The 18604-nt window shown below is 73.9% G+C and carries 15 protein-coding genes; 5 read left to right on the top strand and 10 right to left on the bottom strand.

The features are described 5' to 3' along the window. Nucleotides 1-40 precede the first annotated feature (40 nt). Nucleotides 41-1147 carry a hypothetical protein gene (locus ACZ7G1_RS31565; protein ID WP_470880525.1) on the top strand — a complete coding sequence of 369 codons (1107 nt, stop codon included), beginning with the start codon at nt 41-43 and terminating at the stop codon, nt 1145-1147. On the opposite strand, the gene ACZ7G1_RS31560 is transcribed toward ACZ7G1_RS31565, so the two are convergent. The 3 genes from ACZ7G1_RS31560 to ACZ7G1_RS31550 are packed head-to-tail and all read right to left on the bottom strand — an operon-like array spanning nt 1144 to nt 4129. Beyond that, nucleotides 1144-1962, bottom strand: a complete 819-nt coding sequence (locus ACZ7G1_RS31560; protein ID WP_470880622.1) for an ABC transporter ATP-binding protein — start codon at nt 1960-1962, stop codon at nt 1144-1146. The two genes, ACZ7G1_RS31565 and ACZ7G1_RS31560, sit on opposite strands and share 4 nt — an antisense overlap. A gap of 8 nt (nt 1963-1970) precedes the next feature. Further along, on the bottom strand, nt 1971-3128 hold the full coding sequence (locus tag ACZ7G1_RS31555; protein ID WP_470880527.1) for a FecCD family ABC transporter permease: 1158 nt from the start codon (nt 3126-3128) through the stop codon (nt 1971-1973). Continuing rightward, nucleotides 3125-4129, bottom strand: coding sequence for a FecCD family ABC transporter permease (locus tag ACZ7G1_RS31550; RefSeq protein ID WP_470880529.1), 1005 nt, complete (start codon nt 4127-4129; stop codon nt 3125-3127). The genes ACZ7G1_RS31555 and ACZ7G1_RS31550 overlap by 4 nt, the downstream gene beginning before the upstream one ends. Nucleotides 4130-4230: 101 nt before the next feature. Between ACZ7G1_RS31550 and ACZ7G1_RS31545 the strand changes: the two genes are divergently transcribed. Continuing rightward, on the top strand, nt 4231-4881 hold the full coding sequence (locus ACZ7G1_RS31545) for an HAD family hydrolase (RefSeq protein WP_470880531.1): 651 nt from the start codon (nt 4231-4233) through the stop codon (nt 4879-4881). On the opposite strand, the gene ACZ7G1_RS31540 is transcribed toward ACZ7G1_RS31545, so the two are convergent. After that, the gene (locus tag ACZ7G1_RS31540; RefSeq protein ID WP_470880533.1) at nt 4869-5147 is read right to left on the bottom strand and encodes a hypothetical protein; all 279 of its coding nucleotides are present in this window, start codon (nt 5145-5147) and stop codon (nt 4869-4871) included. The genes ACZ7G1_RS31545 and ACZ7G1_RS31540 overlap by 13 nt on opposite strands. Before the next feature lie 141 nt (nt 5148-5288). On the opposite strand from ACZ7G1_RS31540, the gene ACZ7G1_RS31535 reads away from it, so the two are divergent. After that, a complete protein-coding gene (locus tag ACZ7G1_RS31535) occupies nt 5289-5672 on the top strand; it encodes a cold-shock protein (protein ID WP_033211384.1) in 384 nt (127 codons plus the stop codon). A gap of 24 nt (nt 5673-5696) precedes the next feature. Here the strand turns inward: ACZ7G1_RS31535 and ACZ7G1_RS31530 are convergent, their stop codons facing one another. The 4 genes from ACZ7G1_RS31530 to ACZ7G1_RS31515 form a co-directional block, all read right to left on the bottom strand. Next, nucleotides 5697-6551, bottom strand: coding sequence for a 1,4-dihydroxy-6-naphthoate synthase (locus tag ACZ7G1_RS31530; protein WP_470880535.1), 855 nt, complete (start codon nt 6549-6551; stop codon nt 5697-5699). Continuing rightward, nucleotides 6548-7309: a futalosine hydrolase gene (locus tag ACZ7G1_RS31525; protein WP_470880537.1), complete on the bottom strand. Its 762-nt coding sequence runs from the start codon at nt 7307-7309 to the stop codon at nt 6548-6550. Before ACZ7G1_RS31525 ends, ACZ7G1_RS31530 begins: the two co-directional genes overlap by 4 nt. 7 nt (nt 7310-7316) lie before the next feature. Beyond that, entirely contained in the window at nt 7317-7796 is a 480-nt protein-coding gene (locus ACZ7G1_RS31520; RefSeq protein ID WP_470880539.1) for a DUF2771 domain-containing protein, read from the bottom strand. Between the two features lie 110 nt (nt 7797-7906). Beyond that, nucleotides 7907-9304 carry an MFS transporter gene (locus tag ACZ7G1_RS31515; protein WP_470880541.1) on the bottom strand — a complete coding sequence of 466 codons (1398 nt, stop codon included), beginning with the start codon at nt 9302-9304 and terminating at the stop codon, nt 7907-7909. A 411-nt stretch (nt 9305-9715) separates the two neighbouring features. On the opposite strand from ACZ7G1_RS31515, the gene ACZ7G1_RS31510 reads away from it, so the two are divergent. Further along, nucleotides 9716-10645: a DUF3027 domain-containing protein gene (locus ACZ7G1_RS31510; protein ID WP_470880543.1), complete on the top strand. Its 930-nt coding sequence runs from the start codon at nt 9716-9718 to the stop codon at nt 10643-10645. A gap of 179 nt (nt 10646-10824) precedes the next feature. Beyond that, entirely contained in the window at nt 10825-13956 is a 3132-nt protein-coding gene (locus ACZ7G1_RS31505) for a sacsin N-terminal ATP-binding-like domain-containing protein (RefSeq protein ID WP_470880545.1), read from the top strand. Between the two features lie 18 nt (nt 13957-13974). Here ACZ7G1_RS31505 and ACZ7G1_RS31500 read toward each other — a convergent pair whose 3' ends face one another. Together ACZ7G1_RS31500 and ACZ7G1_RS31495 are read right to left on the bottom strand one after the other, a co-directional pair. Further along, nucleotides 13975-16035 carry a protein kinase domain-containing protein gene (locus tag ACZ7G1_RS31500; protein ID WP_470880547.1) on the bottom strand — a complete coding sequence of 687 codons (2061 nt, stop codon included), beginning with the start codon at nt 16033-16035 and terminating at the stop codon, nt 13975-13977. Between the two features lie 76 nt (nt 16036-16111). After that, complete coding sequence (locus ACZ7G1_RS31495) at nt 16112-18520, bottom strand: HAD-IC family P-type ATPase (protein WP_470880549.1); 2409 nt, start codon at nt 18518-18520, stop codon at nt 16112-16114. Between the last annotated feature and the right edge of the window lie 84 nt (nt 18521-18604).

The following is an 18604-nucleotide window of genomic DNA, read 5'->3' as shown; positions in this document are numbered from 1 at the left end:
TCGGCCCCGTACCGGGCGAACCGGCCGTGGAGGGGGCACCGTGGGCATCGAGAGCGACCAGCTGGTCTACGACTATCTGAGCCGGGTCGGCGATCTGGCCCAGCAGCACCATCTCCCCGCGAGCGACCGCGCCCGCCTCGTCTCCGGCCTCCGCGACGAGATCGACCGCCGCCGCGCCACCCACGGCGAGGAGTCCCCAGCCGCCGTCCGCGCCCTCCTCGGCTCCCTCGGCACCCCCGACGAGGTCGTCACCCGCGCCACCCCCTCCCCGGAACCCCACCCCGTCCCCAACCCCCGCGACGGCGAAGCCACCACCCCGCGCGCGCGTACCGCCGACTCCCCACGCGCGCGTACCGCCGGCGCCACGGACGCGGGCGCGGCGAACCCCGCACGCGGCAAAACCCCCGGCACGGGCGCGGGCGCGGCAAACCCCGCGCGCGACAAAGCCCCCGGCCCGGGCCCGGGCACCGTGAGCCCGACGCGTGCCAAAGCCCCCGGCACGGGCCCGGGCACCGCGAACCCCGCGCGCGGCAAAGCCCCCGCCAGGGACTGGTGGCAGAAGGACCTCGACGCCGAGGACCCCGACGCGGAACCCCCGCTCTTCGAAGGCGGCGTCGAACGCCCCGACCTCTTCGTGCCCCCGGCCGACGAGGACGAGGACGACGAGGCGGCGCCCGGAGCCCCCGCACCGGCCGAGCGCCGGGGCCTCGCCCGCCTCCTGCGGCGCCGCAAGACCCCAGCGGACGCGCAGGACACGGGGGAGCCGGACGCGGAGGGCGGCGGCACGGCGCCCGCACGCCCGCGCGTACGCCTCGGCAACCCCTTCGTCCTGCTCGCCGCGCTGCTCCTCATCGCCGGGGCGGTCTTCGGCTCGCTGCTCGCGCTGGCCGCGGGCTGGCTCCTCGCCTACGCCTCCCGCCGCCTCACGCCCGCCGAGGCCAAGGCGGCGGTCCTCTGGATCCCGGGCCTGGCCGCCACGGCGGGCGCCGTGTGGCTGTGGGGCCGTCTCGGCGGACGCTGGGGCGCCCCGATAGCGCCCGGCGGCGAGGCCCTGGGCGCGGCCATCACCGAGACCTGGCCCTGGGCCCTCAAGAGCGCCGCGGTCGCCTCGGCCCTCTTCCTCCTCTGGCGCTCCCGCAGGTCCTAGGAGGCGGTCTCCGCCTCCGGCTCGCCCGCCCGCCACGGCGCGCCCGGCACCACGAGGGGCGAGCCGGTGACCGGGTCGGGGACGACGACGGATTCGAGCCCGAAGACGTCCCGTACGAGCTCGGCGGTGACGACGGACTCCGGCGGGCCTTCGGCGACGACGCGGCCGGCCTTCATGGCGACGAGGTGGTCGGCGTAACGGGCGGCCTGGTTGAGGTCGTGGAGGACGAGGACGACGGTGCGGCCGCGGAGGTGGTTGAGGCGGCGGACCAGGTCGAGGACCTCGACCTGGTGGGAGATGTCGAGGTAGGTGGTGGGCTCGTCGAGGAGCAGGAGGTCGGTCTCCTGGGCGAGGGCCATGGCGATCCACACGCGCTGGCGCTGGCCGCCGGAGAGCTCGTCCACGGACCGGTCGGCGAGGGCGGCCACGTCGGTGCGGGCCATGGCGTCGACGACGGCCCGCTCGTCCTCCTCCGACCACTGCTTCCACCAGGCCTGGTGGGGCTGGCGGCCCCGCGACACCAGGTCGGCGACGGTGATCGCCTCCGGCGCGACGGGCGTCTGGGGCAGCAGCCCGATCGAGCGCGCGATCCGCTTCGTCGGCAGCTTCGCGAGCTCCTCGCCGTCGAGGAGGACGGCGCCGCCGGCCGGCTTGAGGAGCCGGCCGAGGGCCCGCAGCGTCGTCGACTTGCCGCAGGCGTTCGGGCCGACGATCACCGTCACCTTGCCGTCGGGGACGGCGAGGTCGAGGGAGTCGACGACCGTGCGGTCCTCGTAGGCGAGCGTCAGCCCGCGCGCGGTCAGCCTGCTGTCCATGCCTGCGCTCACGCCTTACCTCCAGCAGCTCGGCTCCGGACGATGAGCCAGATCAGATACGGGGCGCCGACGGCCGCGGTGAGGACGCCCACGGGCAGTTCGACGGGGGAGAAGAGCCGCCGGCCGAGGAGGTCGGCGGTGACGACGACGACCGCGCCGGCGAGCGCGGAGGACAGCAGCGGGATCTGCGCCGTCCGGGTCATGCGGCGGGCGATCTGCGGGGCGAGCAGGGCGACGAAGTCGACCGGTCCCGCGACGCCCGTCGCGACCGACGCGAGGACGACGCCGACGGCCACGAGCCCGAGCCGGACGCCCCCGAGCCGCACGCCGAGCGCCGTCGCCGTGTCGTCGTCGAGGGACACCGTCCGCTGGGCGCGGGCGGCCCACAGGACGGCGGGCAGCATGACGAGCAGGGTCCAGCGGATCGGCGCGGACTCGTCCCAGCCGCGCCCGTTGAGGGAGCCGGTCATCCAGATCTGGGCCTGCTGGGCGACGAGGTAGTCGCCCTTGGTCATGAACAGGGTGATCAGGGAGCGCAGGGCGATCGCGATGCCGATGCCGATGAGCACGAAGCGGGTCGCGTGCAGTCCGCCGCGCCAGGCGAAGGCGTACACGAGCGCGGCGGCGAGGATGCCGCCGGCGATCGACAGGTACGGCAGGACGGTGTACGAGGTGAGGCCGAAGGTCATCGCGGCGACGGTGACCGCCCCCGCGCCCTGGCTGATGCCGATGATGTCGGGGCTGGCGAGCGGGTTGCGCGCCACGGTCTGGATCAGCGCGCCCGCGATGCCGAACGCGGCGCCCACGGCCAGCGCGACCACCAGCCGCGGCTCCCGCAGCTCCGCCACCACGAACGCCGACGGCGACGGCTGCCCGAGCAGGATCCGTACGACCTCCGAGGGGCCGACGAACCGCTCCCCGACGCACAGGTACGCCACCGACGCCACCGCCAGGAGCACAAGGAGCCCCCCGGCCACGGCGGCCGAGCGCCGGTGCACCAGGAACGAGCCGCGCCCTGCGCGCACCAGCCCGTACCCGGCGGGCCGCACCGCGGCCTTCGTCACCGTGCCCGTCCCGCCGGCACCGCCTTCGGCCGTACGGGGATCAGCCGTGCCCGTCACGCCGGCACCGCCTCCGGCCGTACGGGGATCACGCGTGCCCGTCATGCCGGCACCGCCTTCCGTCGTACCAGCGTCACCAGGAACGGCACGCCGATGAGCGCGGTCATCACGCCGGCCGGCACCTCGCCGGGCGGGAAGACGATCCGGCCGGCGACGTCGGCGGCGAGGAGCATCACGGGGCCGATGAGCGCGGCCATCGGCAGCACCCAGCGGTGGTCGGCGCCGACGACGGCGCGGGCGATGTGGGGGACGGCGAGGCCGACGAAGGCGACGGGGCCCGCCGCGGCGACGGCCGCGCCGGTGAGGACGGTCGCGCCGAGCCCGCCGACGATCCGGACGGTGGCGACCCGCTGGCCGAGGCCCTTGGCGACGTCCTCGCCGAGCGCGAGCGCGTCGAGGCCGCGCGCGACGGAGAGCACGAGGACGGCGCCGAGCAGCAGGAAGGGCCAGATCTGGCCGACGATCTGGGCGTCACGGCCGTCGAGCGAGCCGATCTGCCAGAACCGGAACTCGTCGAGCGCCGAGGCCTTGGTGGTGAGGATGCCGGTGGTGACGGAGAGCAGCAGCGCGTTGATCGCGGCCCCGCCCAGGGCCAGCTTCACGGGCGTCGCGCCCCCGCGCCCGCCGGACGCGATGGCGTAGACGGCGACGGCGGCGACCGCGGCGCCCGCGAAGGCGAACCACACGTACCCGCTGAGCTCGTGCACGCCGAGGAAGGCGATCGCGCACACGACGGCGACCGAGGAGCCCTGGCTGATGCCGAGGATGCCCGGGTCGGCGATCGGGTTGCGGGTGATGCCCTGGAGTGCGGTCCCGGCGAGCGCGAGGGCCGCCCCGACCATGAGGCCGATGAGCGTACGGGGCACGCGGAGCTGGCGTACGACCTCGGCGTCCGGGCTCGTCCCGCCGTGCAGCAGCGCGTCGAACACGACCGAGGGCGCGATGGCGCGGGCCCCCACGGCGAGGCTGAGCAGGACGGCGACGAGCAGGGCGACGACAGCCGCCGAGGTCGCGAGGACCCGTCTGGAGGGAAAAGCGGCTGGCATGGGGACCCATCGGGCGGAGTGCGGGTTCGGTAAGGCTTGGCTCAGTGTAAGCAGCACACATATGCGAACGCCCCGGGCCTGAGGTCCCCCAGAATGGGCCCATGACGACCACGCCCGAGACGCACGAGACCCCCGAGACGCCCGGCACGCCGCTCACCGTCGGCTTCGACCTCGACCTGACCCTGCTCGACACCCGCCCCGGCATCAAGGCCGCCTGGCTCGCCTTCTCCGCCGAGACGGGCGTCCCGATCGACGCGGACCTCGTCGTCAGCCGCCTCGGGCCGCCCCTCGAACAGGAGATCGCGCACTGGTTCCCGGCGGAGCTCGTCACGGAGATGACGGCCCGCTACCGGGCGCTGTACCCGGCGTACGCCATCGAGCCCACCGTCCCGATGCCCGGCGCCCGGGACGCCATCGCGGCCGTGCGGGAGGCCGGCGGGCGCACGATCGTCGTCACCGCGAAGAACGGCCCGCACGCCGAGCTGCACTTCGAGCACCTCGGCATCGAGCCCGACGCGATCGTCGGCGGCCTGTGGGCCGAGGGCAAGGCGGAGGCCCTGCGCGCCCACGGCGCCCGGGTGTACGTCGGCGACCACGTCGGCGACGTCCGCGGCGCGGCGGCCGCAGGAGCGGTCTCGGTGGCCGTGGCGACCGGCCCCTGCGCCCCCGATGAGCTCCGTGCGGCGGGCGCGGACGTGGTCCTCACGGACCTGACGGACTTCCGCCCGTGGTGGCAGGCCTACCTCGGCTGAGCCGCCGTGGCCGAAGCCCGCCGGGCCTGCCGCCGCTGGGCCGCGATCGACCGCAGCACACCGGCGGCGGCGACCGCGAATCCGACGCCCATCAGCATCGACACGGTGTACGCGACGGTCGGGAACGGCTCGGTCCCGAGGAACAGCGGAGCCACCGTGACCAGCGTCGCTACCGCGCCGATCGCGAACAGCACCACACCGGCCTTGACGAGGCCGTCACCGGGGGCACTGTCGTTCACCGGCACGTCGGGGGTTTCACTACGCATCCCGCCAGGGTAGTTCCCAGGCCGGACGAACACTCCGGCGACGTCTTGTCAGCGCTCCCCGGAGCACTAGCCTTGGCGTCGGCGGGTCCAGCGACCCGCCGTTTGCCATACCCAGCGACGAGTACGAGGACGAGGACAGACGTGCCTACCGGCAAGGTCAAATGGTTCAACAGCGAGAAGGGCTTCGGCTTTCTCTCCCGCGACGACGGCGGCGACGTCTTCGTCCACTCGTCGGTGCTCCCTGCCGGAGTCGACGCACTGAAGCCGGGGCAGCGGGTGGAGTTCGGCGTGGTCGCCGGGCAGCGCGGTGACCAGGCGCTCTCCGTCGCCATCCTCGACCCGACCCCGTCGGTCGCCGCGGCCCAGCGCCGTAAGCCCGACGAACTGGCGTCCATCGTGCAGGACCTGACGACGCTCCTGGAGAACATCACCCCGGCCCTTGAGCGCGGCCGCTACCCCGAGAAGACCCAGGGCAAGAAGATCGCCGGCCTGCTCCGCGCGGTGGCGGACCAGCTCGACGTCTGACCCCTTACGGGAATCCCCGGGGCCTTACGGGAACGACAGCGCGTCCGGCGCGAGGGGCGGTACGAGCCCCTCCGCCGCGGCGCGGGTGAGCAGCCCGCGGACCGCCGCGTAGCCGTGCTCGCCGAGGTCCGCGGTGAACTCGTTCACATAGAGGCCGATGTGCTGGTCGGCGACCTTCGGGTCCATCTCCTGGGCGTGCTCCAGGACGTACGGACGCGAGGCCTCCGGGTCGTCCCAGGCCATCCGCACGGACGCCCGGGCGGCCTCGGCGAGCCGCCGCAGGGTCTCCTCGCCGAGCGAGCGGCGGGCCACGATCGCGCCCAGCGGGATCGGGAGGCCGGTCGTCGACTCCCAGTGCTCGCCCATGTCGGCGAGGCAGTGCAGCCCGTAGCTCCCGTACGTGAAACGGGCCTCGTGAATGACGAGCCCGGCGTCGACCTTCCCGTCGCGCACCGCGGGCATGATCTCGTGGAACGGCATCACGACGACGTTCCCGACCCCGCCGGGCACGGCTTCCGCCGCCCACAGCCGGAACAGCAGGTACGCCGTCGAACGCTCGCTCGGCACCGCGACCGTCTTCCCCGCGAGGTCCGCCCCGGTGCCGGCCTCCCTGGTCAGCACCAGCGGCCCGCAGCCCCGGCCCAGCGCGCCGCCGCAGGGCAGCAGCGCGTACTCGTCGAGGATCCACGGCAGCACCGCGTACGACACCTTCAGGACGTCGTGGTCGTCCGTGCCGCCCTCGGCCCAGCCGTTCGTCACGTCGATGTCCGCGAAGGTCACGTCGAGCCGCGGCGCGCCGGGCACCCGGCCGTGCGCCCAGGCGTCGAACACGAACGTGTCGTTCGGGCAGGGCGAATAGGCGATCTTCAGCTTGGTCACGGCAGCTCCACGAAGACGGTCCTGCTGAGCAGCGCGAAGGCGCCCCGGAGCGCGTCCAGGGCCTCCCCGATGCGCCAGGCCGCGCGGTCACGCGGCCCCACGGCGTTCGAAACGGCCCGGATCTCGACGAACGGCACGCCGTACGTGCTGGCGGCCTCGGCCACGCCGAACCCCTCCATCGCCTCCGCCACGGCCCCCGGATACCGCTCGGCGAGCTCGGCGGCCCGCCCTTCGGTCCCGGTGACGGTGGACACGGTCAGCACCGGCCCCACGACGGGCGCGGGACCCCCGGCCGCGAGGGCCGCGGCGATCCGCCCGCTCAGTTCCTCCGGCACGGCGTGCGCGGCCCGCCCGAAGCCGAGCTCCTCCACCGTCAGATACCCGTCCGGCGTCTGCGCCCCCAGGTCGGCCGCGACGACCGCCCCCGAGACCACGACGCTCCCGAGCGGCGCGGCGGGCCGGAATCCGCCGGCGATCCCGGCGGAGACGACGAGGTCGTAGGGTCCGTCCTCCGCTTCGGCGGACGCGCGGGCCAGGGCCGTACCCGTCGCGACGGCGACGGCGGCCGGGCCGACCCCGCCGACGAGCACGTCGACACGGACATCGGCATGGGCGGTGCGGCCCGTGTGACGGCGTACGGCGAAACCTCCCGGCAGCGGGAGGTGCCCGGGGCCTTCGAGGCCGCCGAGGCCGAGGCCGGCGGCGACGGAGTCGGCCTCCGCCGCCACGGCCGTCACGATCAGGATCCGGTGGATCACCGGCGGATCAGGATTCCTTCTTCAGCTGGAAGTGCCAGATGCCGGTCAGCGTCTTGCCGGTGTTCTCGACGATGGTCACCTGGGTCTTGTCGGTGGCCTCGCCGGTCTGGGACGAGAAGAAGGCGCTGGCCGGAATGGTCCGGTACGTCTTCTTGTACGGCTCCTGCTCGGCCTGCTGGCCACCCAGGAAGATCGTCCAGCCGTGGTCCGCGATCTCCGGGTCCACGCCGAAGCGGATCTTGTCGTCCGAGGCGACCGTGATGGTCTTCTCGGCCTTCTTGTTCAGGCACTGCTGGATCTGCGACTCCTTGATGGGGTCGCCGTCGTTGTAGCAGGCGGCCTCGGAGTGGACCGAGTCGGTCCCGACCGTCAGGGTCGCGAGCGGAGTCGGCTTGTCGCAGGCGGAGAGTACGAGGAGCCCGGCGGAGACGGCCCCGAGGGCGACGGCGGCCCGGCGGCGCGAGCCGGAGAAGAACGCAACGGTCATGAGCCGAAGGCTATCGGGCCGCCCCGCCCGCGCCACGCGGGGGTACGGCGTGCCGCCCCCGGGCACCCCTCCGGCCCCGCACGGGGGGTACGGAGGCCGCCGGCCCGTGGCTAGGCCACGCGGGTCTTCGGGCGGCCCTTGGGGCCGGGGCGGCGGCGGGCGGCCGTGAGGAGGCCGCGGACGGCGAGGGCGGCGCCGAGGGCCAGGATGGCGGCGGCGACGGACATGCCGAGGGTGCCGTTCAGAGGCAGGGCGATGCCGATGCCGCCGCCCACCACCCAGGCCATCTGCAGCGCCGTCTCGGAGCGCGCGAACGCCGAGGTCCGCACCTCCTCGGGCACGTCGCGCTGGATCAGCGCGTCGAGGGACAGCTTCGACAGGGCCTGGGTGAGGCCCGCGACCGCGCCGAGGACCGCGACCATGAGCCCGCCGAAGAAGACCGCCGTACAGATCGCCGTGCCGAGCACGACGCTGATCATGGTGGCGATGATCACCTCGGGGCCGTGCCCCCGGTCCCGCAGCAGCGAGCCCGCCGCCGTGCCGCACGCGTTGCCCACGCCCGCCGCGACGCCCACGATGCCCAGCGAGACGGCCGCGCTCTGCCCGGAGAGCGGATGCTCGCGCAGCAGGAACGCCAGGAAGAAGATCAGGAAACCCGACAGCATGCGCTGGGCGGCGTTTGCCTCAAGACCGTGCAGGACCGACGGGCCGACCGTCCGCAGACTCGGCTTCCGCTCCCCGTGCGTCAGCAGATGCGCCCGCCGCTCACCCTTCGCCGAGTCGACCTTGTGCGGCATCCGCAACGCCCAGAACGCGCCGAGCAGGAACAGCGCGCACGCCCCGTACAGCGGCCAGCCCGGCCCGATCAGCTGGAGCCCCGCCCCGATCGGCGCGGCGATGCCGGTCGCGAGCAGCCCGGCGAGGGTCACCCGCGAGTTCGCCTTCACCAGCGAGAAGTTCGGCGGCAGCAGCCGCGGCACCACGGCGCTGCGCACCACCCCGTACGCCTTCGACGCCACGAGCACGCCGAGCGCCGCCGGATACAGCTCCAGGCCGCCCGTCGCCACCGCCCCCGACATCATGATCGCGAGCACCGCGCGGGTCAGCATCGCGCCCGCCATCGCCGCCCGCCGCCCGTGCGGAATGCGGTCGAGGAGCGGCCCGATCACCGGCGCGAGGAGCGTGAAGGGAGCCATCGTGACGGCCAGATAGAGGGCGACCCGGCCACGGGCCTCGTCGGTCGGCACCGAGAAGAAGACCGTCGACGCCAGGGCCACGGTGATCATGACGTCTCCTGCGCCGTTCACCGCGTGCAGCTCGATCAGCTTCCCGAGCCCCGACTCACCCGCCCCATGGGCGTGCGTCGCCTTCCTGATCCCCCGCGCCGTCCCCGTGAACGGCAGGTGCAGGGCACGCCCCACCGACCGGCCCGCTCGGCGGAGCGGTCCGGCATGATCTTCGGATCGTGCGCGAGACCGTGCGGCTGCCACTCCGTCATAGTGCCCCACCCGCACCCCGGACGAACCCGTGCCACGACGGCGAAACCCCCACGCACGGAACGTCCCACCCGTACCGGAGGCCCGGAATCCCGGCCCGTACGCGGCCGGTGACCGTACGTGAAGTGGGCTCCGGGCGCGGTCTCCGGCGTCCGCGATCCGGGCCACTTGGGGCGGGCAGGTGGGCGGAGGCCCGCGAACGGGGTAGCGTGCGTAGCGCGTCACCGGCGGAAGCTCTCGGCCGCGCGCCTCTTCGGCATCCCGCAGAATGGATGGCGTTAGGTGTGCCCGAGACATGCGAGAACAAGCCGGGTGCGCGGACGTCGATGCGGCCCACAGGTCCGCTCCGCCCGCCGCCCGTGGCTTCGCTCCCGCTCCTCGGCCGGCGCACCCGTGAGACGGCGTAGGAGAGAAGCGAGACCTGTGAGTGCTGCGACGACGCGAAGCGGTACCCCGCGTACCCCGCGAGCCACGCGTACCCCCGACCGCCTGTGCGTCGAGGCCGTAGACCTCGCGCGAGAGGCCGCCGAGGAGGCGGCCGCGCCCGGCATCGTCGGCGCGCACGTCGAGGTGGTCGCGGAGGGCGACCGCGTCGTCACGCACTACTTCGAGTCCAAGGAGCCCGGCTACCGGGGCTGGCGCTGGGCGGTGACGGTCACCCGCGCCTCCCGCGCCAAGAACGTCACGCTTGACGAAACCGTCCTGCTCCCCGGCTCCGACGCCCTCCTCGCCCCCGAGTGGGTGCCGTGGAGCGAACGCCTCCGCCCCGGCGACATGGGCCCGGGCGACCTGCTGCCCACCGAGCAGGACGACCTGCGCCTTGAGCCCGGCTACACCGGCGAGGACACGCCGCCGCCGAACTCCGTCGTCTCGGAGGAGCTGGCCGACCACCTCGACGCCGAGGACGCCGAGATCGTCACCCGTACCCCTTCGCGGGGTGCCATCGCCGCCGTCGCCGAAGAGCTCGGCATGCGCCGCGCCCGCGTCCTCTCCCGGTACGGCCTCCACCTCGCGGCCGACCGCTGGGACGAGGCCTTCGGCGCCAAGACGCCGATGGCCCAGGCGGCCCCCGCCTCCTGCGAGTCCTGCGCCTTCCTCGTACCGCTCGCCGGCTCCCTCAAGCAGGCCTTCGGCCTCTGCGCCAACGAGTTCTCGCCCGCCGACGGCCGCGTCGTCTCCCTCGCCTACGGCTGCGGCGGCCACTCCGAGGCCGCCATCATGCCCAAGCCCCCGCGCCCGGCCCCCCCGGTCCTCGACTCCATGGCCGCCGACGCCTTCCCCCTCCGCCCCGCCCCCGACTCCGGCTCCACCACCGAACCGGACGCCACCTCCGAGGACCTCGGCCACTCGTAACCCGCCTCTCGCGGACCGGCCTCCCGCGGACCGCTCTCTCGCGGGCCGCGTGAATGCCCCCGCGCGCCCCGTCCGCCGGACGTGCCCCGGCGGCAGCGGCCGCGTGGGGCGCGGTACCTTCGGGCACCGGACTTCGGTCCGGGGTCCATGAGGGTCAGCGCCGCAGAGTGGAGTGAGACGTGAGCGTCAGCGTCCGGACGACGACCGACGGGACCGATCCCTTCGGGACGGCACGGCTGCGGCGGGGGGTCCTGGACGCGTGGGGCGCGTCGCCCGCGCGGTTCCGGGAGGACGCGAACGCCGAGGAGGACCTGGCGCTCGGCGGCTACCGGGACCGCCTCGTCGTCGAGCTCGCGCAGAACGCGGCGGACGCGGCACACCGGGCCGGCGTGACCGGCCGCCTCCGGCTCACCCTCCACCCGGCGGACCACGAAGGCCCCGCCGTCCTCGCCGCCGCGAACACCGGCGCGCCACTGGACGCGACGGGCGCCGAGTCGCTGTCGACGCTGCGGGCCTCCGCGAAGCGGGAACAGGGCCCCGGGGCCGTGGGCCGTTTCGGCGTGGGATTCGCCGCGGTCCTCGCGGTCAGCGACGAACCGGCCGTCCTCGGCCGGCACGGCGGCGTCCGCTGGTCGTTGGCGGAGGCACGCGAACTGGCCGCCGAAGCCGCCCGGTACAGTCCGGGCCTCGGCGACGAACTGCGCCGCCGAGACGGCCACGTACCGCTGCTCAGGCTGCCGCTGCCCGCCGAGGGCACCGCGCCCGAGGGGTACGACACGGTGGTCGTCCTGCCGTTGCGGGACTCGGCCGCCCAGGACCTCGCCGAACGCCTCCTCGACTCCGTCGACGACGCCCTCCTCCTCACCCTCCCCGGCCTCGCGGAGATCGTCGTCGAGACGCCCGAGGGGGTCCGGACCCTCCGCCGCTCCGAGGAGGACGGGTACGTCCGCATCGACGACTCCGCGACCGGCACCCACCGCTGGCGGACCGTCACCCACACCGGCCCCATCGAGCCCGGACTCCTCAAGGACCGGCCCGTCGAGGAACGGCTGCGGCCGCACTGGTCGGTGACCTGGGCCGTACCCGTGGACGGCGAAGGAGCCCCGCGCTACCCCCGCACGACCCCCGTCGTGCACGCCCCGACCCCCACCGACGAGCCCCTCGGCATCCCCGCGCTCCTCATCGCCTCCCTGCCGCTCGACACCGCCCGCCGGCACCCGGCACCCGGCCCCCTCACCGACTTCCTCGTACAGCGCGCCGCCGACGCGTACGCTGAACTGCTCGCCGCATGGCAGCCGGTGACGACCGCGACCCTCGACCTCGTACCCGGACCGCTCGGCAAGGGCCCCCTGGACGGGGCCCTCCGCGAGGCGATCCTGGACCGGCTGCCGAGGGTCGCGTTCCTCGCCCCGGCCGCCCCCTCCGAGGACCTCCCGGCGCTGCGCCCGATCGAGGCGGAAGTCGCCGAGGGCGCGGGCGCGGACACGGTCGAGGTGCTCGCCGAGGTGTTCCCGACGCTCCTCCCGGCCGGCCTGGAACGCCGTCCCGAGCTCCGTACCCTCGGCATCGGCCGCGTACCGCTCACCGAGGCCATCGACCGGCTCGCCGGCGTCGACAGGGCGCCGACCTGGTGGTGGCGGCTCTACGACTCGCTCGCCGGCGTCGACCCCGACCGGCTCACCGGCCTCCCCGTACCGCTCGCGGAGACCACGGAAGGGGCCCGGGCCCGTACCACCATCGGCCCCCGGCAGGTCCTCCTGCCACAGGACCGCACCCCCGCCGAACTCACCCGGCTCGGCCTGAAGGTCGCGCACCCCGAAGCCGCCCACCCGCTCCTGGAGAAGCTGGGCGCGCTGCCCGCCACACCCCGCGCCGTCCTGACGACTCCGCAGGTACGGGCCGCGGTTGCCGCCTCCCTCGACGCCGGCGACATCTGGGACGAGGACGCCGACACCCTGGACGCCGACGAACTGGCCGACACCGTCCTCGCGCTGGTCAGGGACGCCGAGCTCGAACCGGGCGACGAGCCGTGGCTCGGCGCGCTCGCCCTCCCCGACGAGGACGGCGAACTCTCCCCGGCGGGCGAACTCGTCCTGCCCGGCTCGCCCTTCGCCGCCGTCATGCGCGAGGACGAACTCGCCTTCGTCGACTCGGAACTTGCCGCCCGCTGGGGCGAACGCCCGCTCGCCGCCTGCGGTGTCCTCGCCACCTTCGCCCTGGTCCGCGCCACCGACCTCGTCCTCGACCCCGACGAGGTCGAGCCCCGCGAGGGCGACTACCCGGAGCCGGACGACGCCGGCCTCCTCGACGCCGTCGACGTGTGGTGCGAGGACGTCCTCGACCGGCTGCCCGAGTCACCGGTGCCGCCCGTCGCGACCGAGATCGTCGCCGTACGGGACCTCGACCTCGTCGACGACGACTGCTGGCCCCAGGCCCTCGCCCTCCTCGCCCAGCCGCCCCTCCGCGACGCCCTCACCCAGCCCGTCCGCGTCCTCCTCCCCGACGGCACGACCGAGACCGTCCGCCCGTACACCGCCTGGTGGCTCCGCGACCACCCCGTCCTCGACGGCCGCCGCCCCGCCGGCCTCCGCGCCGAAGGCTCCGACCCCCTCCTCGCGGGCCTGTACGACTCCGCCGACGCCACCGGCTTCGACGACGAACAGGTCCTCCGCGCCCTCGGCGTCCGCACCTCCGTCCCCGCCCTCCTCGACGAGCCCGGCGGCGCCGCCGAACTCCTCACCCGCCTCGCCGACCCCACCCGCGAGGTCACCGCCCCCCAGCTCCACGCCCTCTACACGGCCCTCGCCGACCTCGACCCCGAGCAGGTCACCCTCCCCGACGAGCTCCGCGCCGTCGTCGACGGCACCCTCGTCGTCGTCGACGCCGCCGACGCCCTCGTCGCCGACGCCCCCGACCTCCTCCCCCTCACCGCCGGCACCCCCCTCCTCCCCGTCTCCCCCTCCCGCGCCGCCGACCTCGCCGAGCTCTTCCAGGTCCGCCGCCTCAGCGAAGCCGTCGAAGCCCCGGTCACCACCGTCGGCGAGGAACACGACGTCCCCCCCTCCGTCCACGCCCTCCTCGGCCCCTCCACCCCCGCCACCTACATCGAGCACGACGAACTCCGCGCCGCCGGCACCGAACTCGACTGGCGCCTCACCCCCGACGGCGTCCTCCACGCCTCCACCCTCGAAGGCGTAGCCGCCGGCCTCTCCTGGTCCACCCACCAATGGCCCCGCCGCTTCGAAGTAGCCGCCCTCCTCGAAGACCCCTCCCGCACCCCGGAACTGGCCCGGGACCGCTGGTTCGACTGACGTCGGCCCGGCGGCCCCCTAGGGGGTGGGGGCGAGGAAGGAGTGGATCTGGGCGTCGTGGGTGGTGGCGATGACGATGTCGCCGAGGACGACGGGAGGGGCGAGGAAGTCGGTGGGCGGGGGGTCCGACTGGCTGTTGTCGAGGCGGGTGCTCGGCGGGCTGTGCTGCCAGAGGACGCCGCCGTTGTGGCGGTCGAGGGCGATGACGGTGCCGTCCTCGGCGGTGAAGTGGACGCGGTCGCCGGAGACGGTGGGCGCGGAGAAGCCTTCGTGCAGGGTGGTGGAGGACCAGAGGCGCCGGCGTTCGGTGAGGTCGTAGGCGCTGATGGTGCCCAGGTGGTGGCTGTAGAAGATGTCGCCGGTGATGCCCAACAGCTCCTCGGGTGAGCCCAGTTCGACGGTCTTGCGGGCGCCGGTCCTGCGGTCGGTGCTCGTGAGGGCGGTCATGGTGCTCCGGTCGGGCGAGGCGGTGTGGATGAGTCCGCTGTCGGAGACGGCGAGGACGTCGGAGTTCTCGGCGACGGCGCGGTTCCAGAGGAGCGTGCCGTCGCCCTGGGTGATCTCGCCGACTTCGAGGACGTGCCCGTCGGGGGCGCGCTTGACGACGTGGACGCGGTTCGGCTGGGAGTTGGGGAGCGGCCGGAGGAGGTCCCAGCCGGGCGCTGCGGTCCACAGCGGGGTGAGCTCGACGGGGTCCCAGGCCGAGATCTTTCCCTCGTGGGCGCAGAAGAGGGTTTCGAGGGCCGTGGCGCAGTTGTCGGTGCCGGGGACGGTCCGCCGGCCCCGTGGCATGCCCCTCTCGGAGTCGTAGGCCCGGATCTGGCGGGAGACACCCGGCTCGTTCCCCTGGTACGAGACGGCGAGCGCGGCATGGCGGGACGGCTCGAAGACGATCGAGTCCTGGCCGTCGGTGGACTTCTGCTGCCATACGACCTTTCCCGTGCGGAGGTCGACGCGCGCCGCCAGGATGCCCGCACCGGTGCACCAGAGGGCCGAGAAGCGGTAGTGGCAGCCGAGTATCCGGGGCGAGGCCGCCGCGTTCGTGTCGACGCGGGTGGTCCACGGTTTCCAGCCAGGGAGGAGTACGGGGGTGGGGGTCGGGCGGGGGGTGGTGGCTGTGGCGAGGGGGGTGCGGGGTGGGGTGGTTCGGGGGTCTGTGTCGGGCCACCAGGTCCAGAGGCCGAGGGCGAGGGTGGCGGAGGTGAGGGCGGCGAGGGGGAGGGTGGCGCGGCGAAGTCGGGTGCGGCGGGTGTGGGCGAGGGTGGTGGTGCGGCGGTGGCGGCGGGAGGAGAGGAGGGCGAGGAGGGTGTCGGGGGTGGGGCGGGACGCGGGGTCTTTGTGGAGGCAGGGGGTGACGATGGGGTGGAGGGAGTCGGGGAGGCCGGTGAGGTCGGGGGGTTCGTGGACGGCGTTCCAGGCGATGGCGTAGGGGCTGTCGGCGTCGAAGGGTCCGTGGCCGGTGGCGGCGTGGACGAGGACGGAGCCGAGGGCGAAGACGTCGGCGGCGGGGCCGGCTTCGCGAGGGGTGCGGAACTGTTCGGGCGCCATGAAGAGGGGCGTGCCGAGGATCTGGCCGCTCTGGGTGAGGGCGGTGGCGTCGACGACGCGGGAGATGCCGAAGTCGATGACGCGGGGGCCGTCGTCGGCGAGGAGGATGTTGCCGGGTTTGAGGTCGCGGTGGACGAGGCCGGCGCGGTGGATGTCGCGGAGGGCTTCGCAGAGGCCGGAGGCGAGACGCCAGACGTCGTCGGCGGGCAGCGGGCCCCGGGTGGTGACGACCTCGGCGAGGGTGGGCCCTTCGACGTACTGGGTGGCCATCCAGGGGGTGGGGCCGGTGGTGTCCGCGTCGAGTACGGGGGCGGTGAAGGCGCCGCTGACCTGGCGGGCGGCCTGGACCTCGCGGGCGAAGCGCTCGCGGAACCCGGGTTTGGCGGCGAGGTCGGCGCGGATGACCTTGATGGCGACGGCCCGGCCGGAGGGGGAGTGGGCGAGGTAGACCTCGCCCATGCCGCCGGAGCCGAGCAGCTCGGCCACGTCGTAGTGCCCGAGTGATGTGAGACGTGCTTCCCCCGCTGCCATGCCGGCTCCCCCTGACGGACGATCACATGATCGTGCGGCGGCCACCCTAGCGGGGTGCGGTGGGGCGGGGCAGGGCTTACGCCGGGAACCTCCTGCTCACCCAGCGCCAGGTGAGTTCGAGGAGGGCGGAGGCGGTGGCGGCGATGGCTACGGCGGTCCAGGGGAGGGTGAGGCCGACGAGTTTGAGGGCGAAGAAGTGCTGGAGGGAGGGGACGGTGAGGACGAGGAGGAAGGCGGCGGCCATGGTGGCGACGAGGGCGAGGCGCCACCAGGTGTAGGGGCGGGCGATGATCGCGAGGACCCAGAGGGAGACGAGGAAGAGGGTGAGGGTGGCGGCGCTGGTCTCGGCTTCGAGGGCGCCTTCGCCGCTGTAGTGGTGGCGGGCGAGGAGGTAGGTGGCGAAGGTGGCGGCCGCGGCGATGACGCCGCTGGGGATGGCGTACCGCATGACGCGGCGGACGAAGTTCGGTTTGGCGCGTTCCTTGTTGGGGGCGAGGGCGAGGAAGAAGGCGGGGATGCCGATGGTGAGGGTGGAGAGCAGGGTGAGGTGGCGGGGGAGGAAGGGGTATTCGACCTGGGAGCAGACGACGAGGACCGCGAGGAGGACGGAGTAGACGGTCTTGGTGAGGAAGAGGGTGGCGACCCGGGTGATGTTGCCGATGACGCGGCGGCCTTCGGCGACGACGGAGGGGAGGGTCGCGAAGCTGTTGTTCAGCAGGACGATCTGGGCGACGGCGCGGGTGGCCTCGGAGCCGGAGCCCATGGAGACGCCGATGTCGGCGTCCTTGAGGGCGAGGACGTCGTTGACGCCGTCGCCGGTCATGGCGACGGTGTGGCCGTGGGACTGGAGGGCGGCGACCATGTCGCGCTTCTGCTGGGGGGTGACGCGGCCGAAGACGGCGTTGGCGTCGAGGACCTTCGCCATCTCCTCCTGGTCGGTGGGGAGGGTGCGGGCGTCGACGGTGTTCGCGGCGCCGGGCATGTCGAGTTTGCCGGCGACGGCGCCGACGGAGACGGCGTTGTCGCCGGAGATGACCTTGGTGGCGACGTTCTGGTCGGCGAAGTAGGCGAGGGTGTCGGCGGCGTCGGGGCGCAGGCGCTGTTCGAGGACGACGAGGGCGGTGGGCCGGGTGTCGGCGGCGACGTCGGGGGAGTCGAGGTCGTGGGCCGTACGGGCGAGGAGGAGGACGCGGAGGCCCTGCTCGTTGAGGTGGTCGATCTCGGTGAGGGTGGGGTCGCCGGACGGCAGGAGGACGTCGGGGGCGCCGAGGAGCCAGGTGGAGTTCTCGCCGTCTCCTTCGCTGAAGGCGGCGCCGCTGTACTTGCGGGCGGAGGAGAAGGGCAGTGACTCGGTGCAGCGCCACTCCACGGTCTCGGGGAAGGCGTCGATGATGGCCTGGAGCGAGGCGTTGGGGCGCGGGTCGGATTCGCCGAGGGCGCCGAGCACCTTGCGTACGTAGGCCTCGTCGGCGTCCTGGAGGGTACGCAGCTCGGTGACGTCCATGCCGCCTTCGGTGAGGGTGCCGGTCTTGTCGAGGCAGACGACGTCGACGCGGGCGAGGCCCTCGATGGCGGGCAGCTCCTGGACGAGGCACTGTTTGCGGCCGAGGCGGATGACGCCGATCGCGAAGGCGACGGAGGTGAGGAGGACGAGGCCTTCGGGGATCATCGGGACGATGCCGCCGACGGTGCGGGCGATGGCGTCCTTGAAGTTGTTGTCCTTGACGACGAGCTGGCTGATGACGAGCCCGATGGCGGTGGGGATCATCATCCACGTCACGTACTTGAGGATCGTGGAGATGCCGGTGCGCAGCTCGGAGTGGACGAGGGTGAAGCGGGAGGCCTCTTCGGCGAGCTGGGCGGCGTAGGCCTCGCGGCCGACCTTGGTGGCGGTGAAGGCGCCGCCGCCGGCGACGACGAACGAGCCGGACATGACGGGGTCGCCGGGCTGTTTGACGACGGGGTCGGCCTCGCCGGTGAGGAGGGATTCGTCGATCTCCAGGCTGTCGGCCTCGGCGACGACTCCGTCGACGACGGCCTTGTCGCCGGGCCCGAGCTCGATGAGGTCGCCGAGGACGATCTCGGAGGTGGAGAGTTCGGCGGCGACGCCGTCGCGCCGGACGGTCGGTTTGGCCTCGCCGATGACGGCGAGGCTGTCGAGGGTCTTCTTGGCGCGGAGTTCCTGGATGATGCCGATGCCGGTGTTGGCGACGATGACGAAGCCGAAGAGGCTGTCCTGGATCGGCGCGACGATCAGCATGATCACCCAGAGGACGCCGATGATGGCGTTGAAGCGGGTGAAGACGTTGCCCCGGACGATGTCGGCGGTGGAGCGTGAGCTCCGCAGGGGCACGTCGTTGATCTCGCCGCGCGCGACGCGCTCGGCGACCTCGGCGGAGGTGAGCCCGGCCGGGCGGTGCACGACGGGCGGCTCCACCGCCCCGGTTCCGCCGCCGCCCGTGTCGATCTTCGCCCGCTGAGTCATGTTTTCGACGGTACGACCGGTTCGGGTCGTTCACCTGCCGAGAAGGGTGAAGATCAGACCGGGGGAGGACCGGAATCCTCCCCT

It is taken from the genome of Streptomyces sp. NPDC037273 (assembly GCF_055603625.1).
Note: the sequence above shows the minus strand (reverse complement) of the source record. Positions and strands in the feature narration are given on the sequence as shown.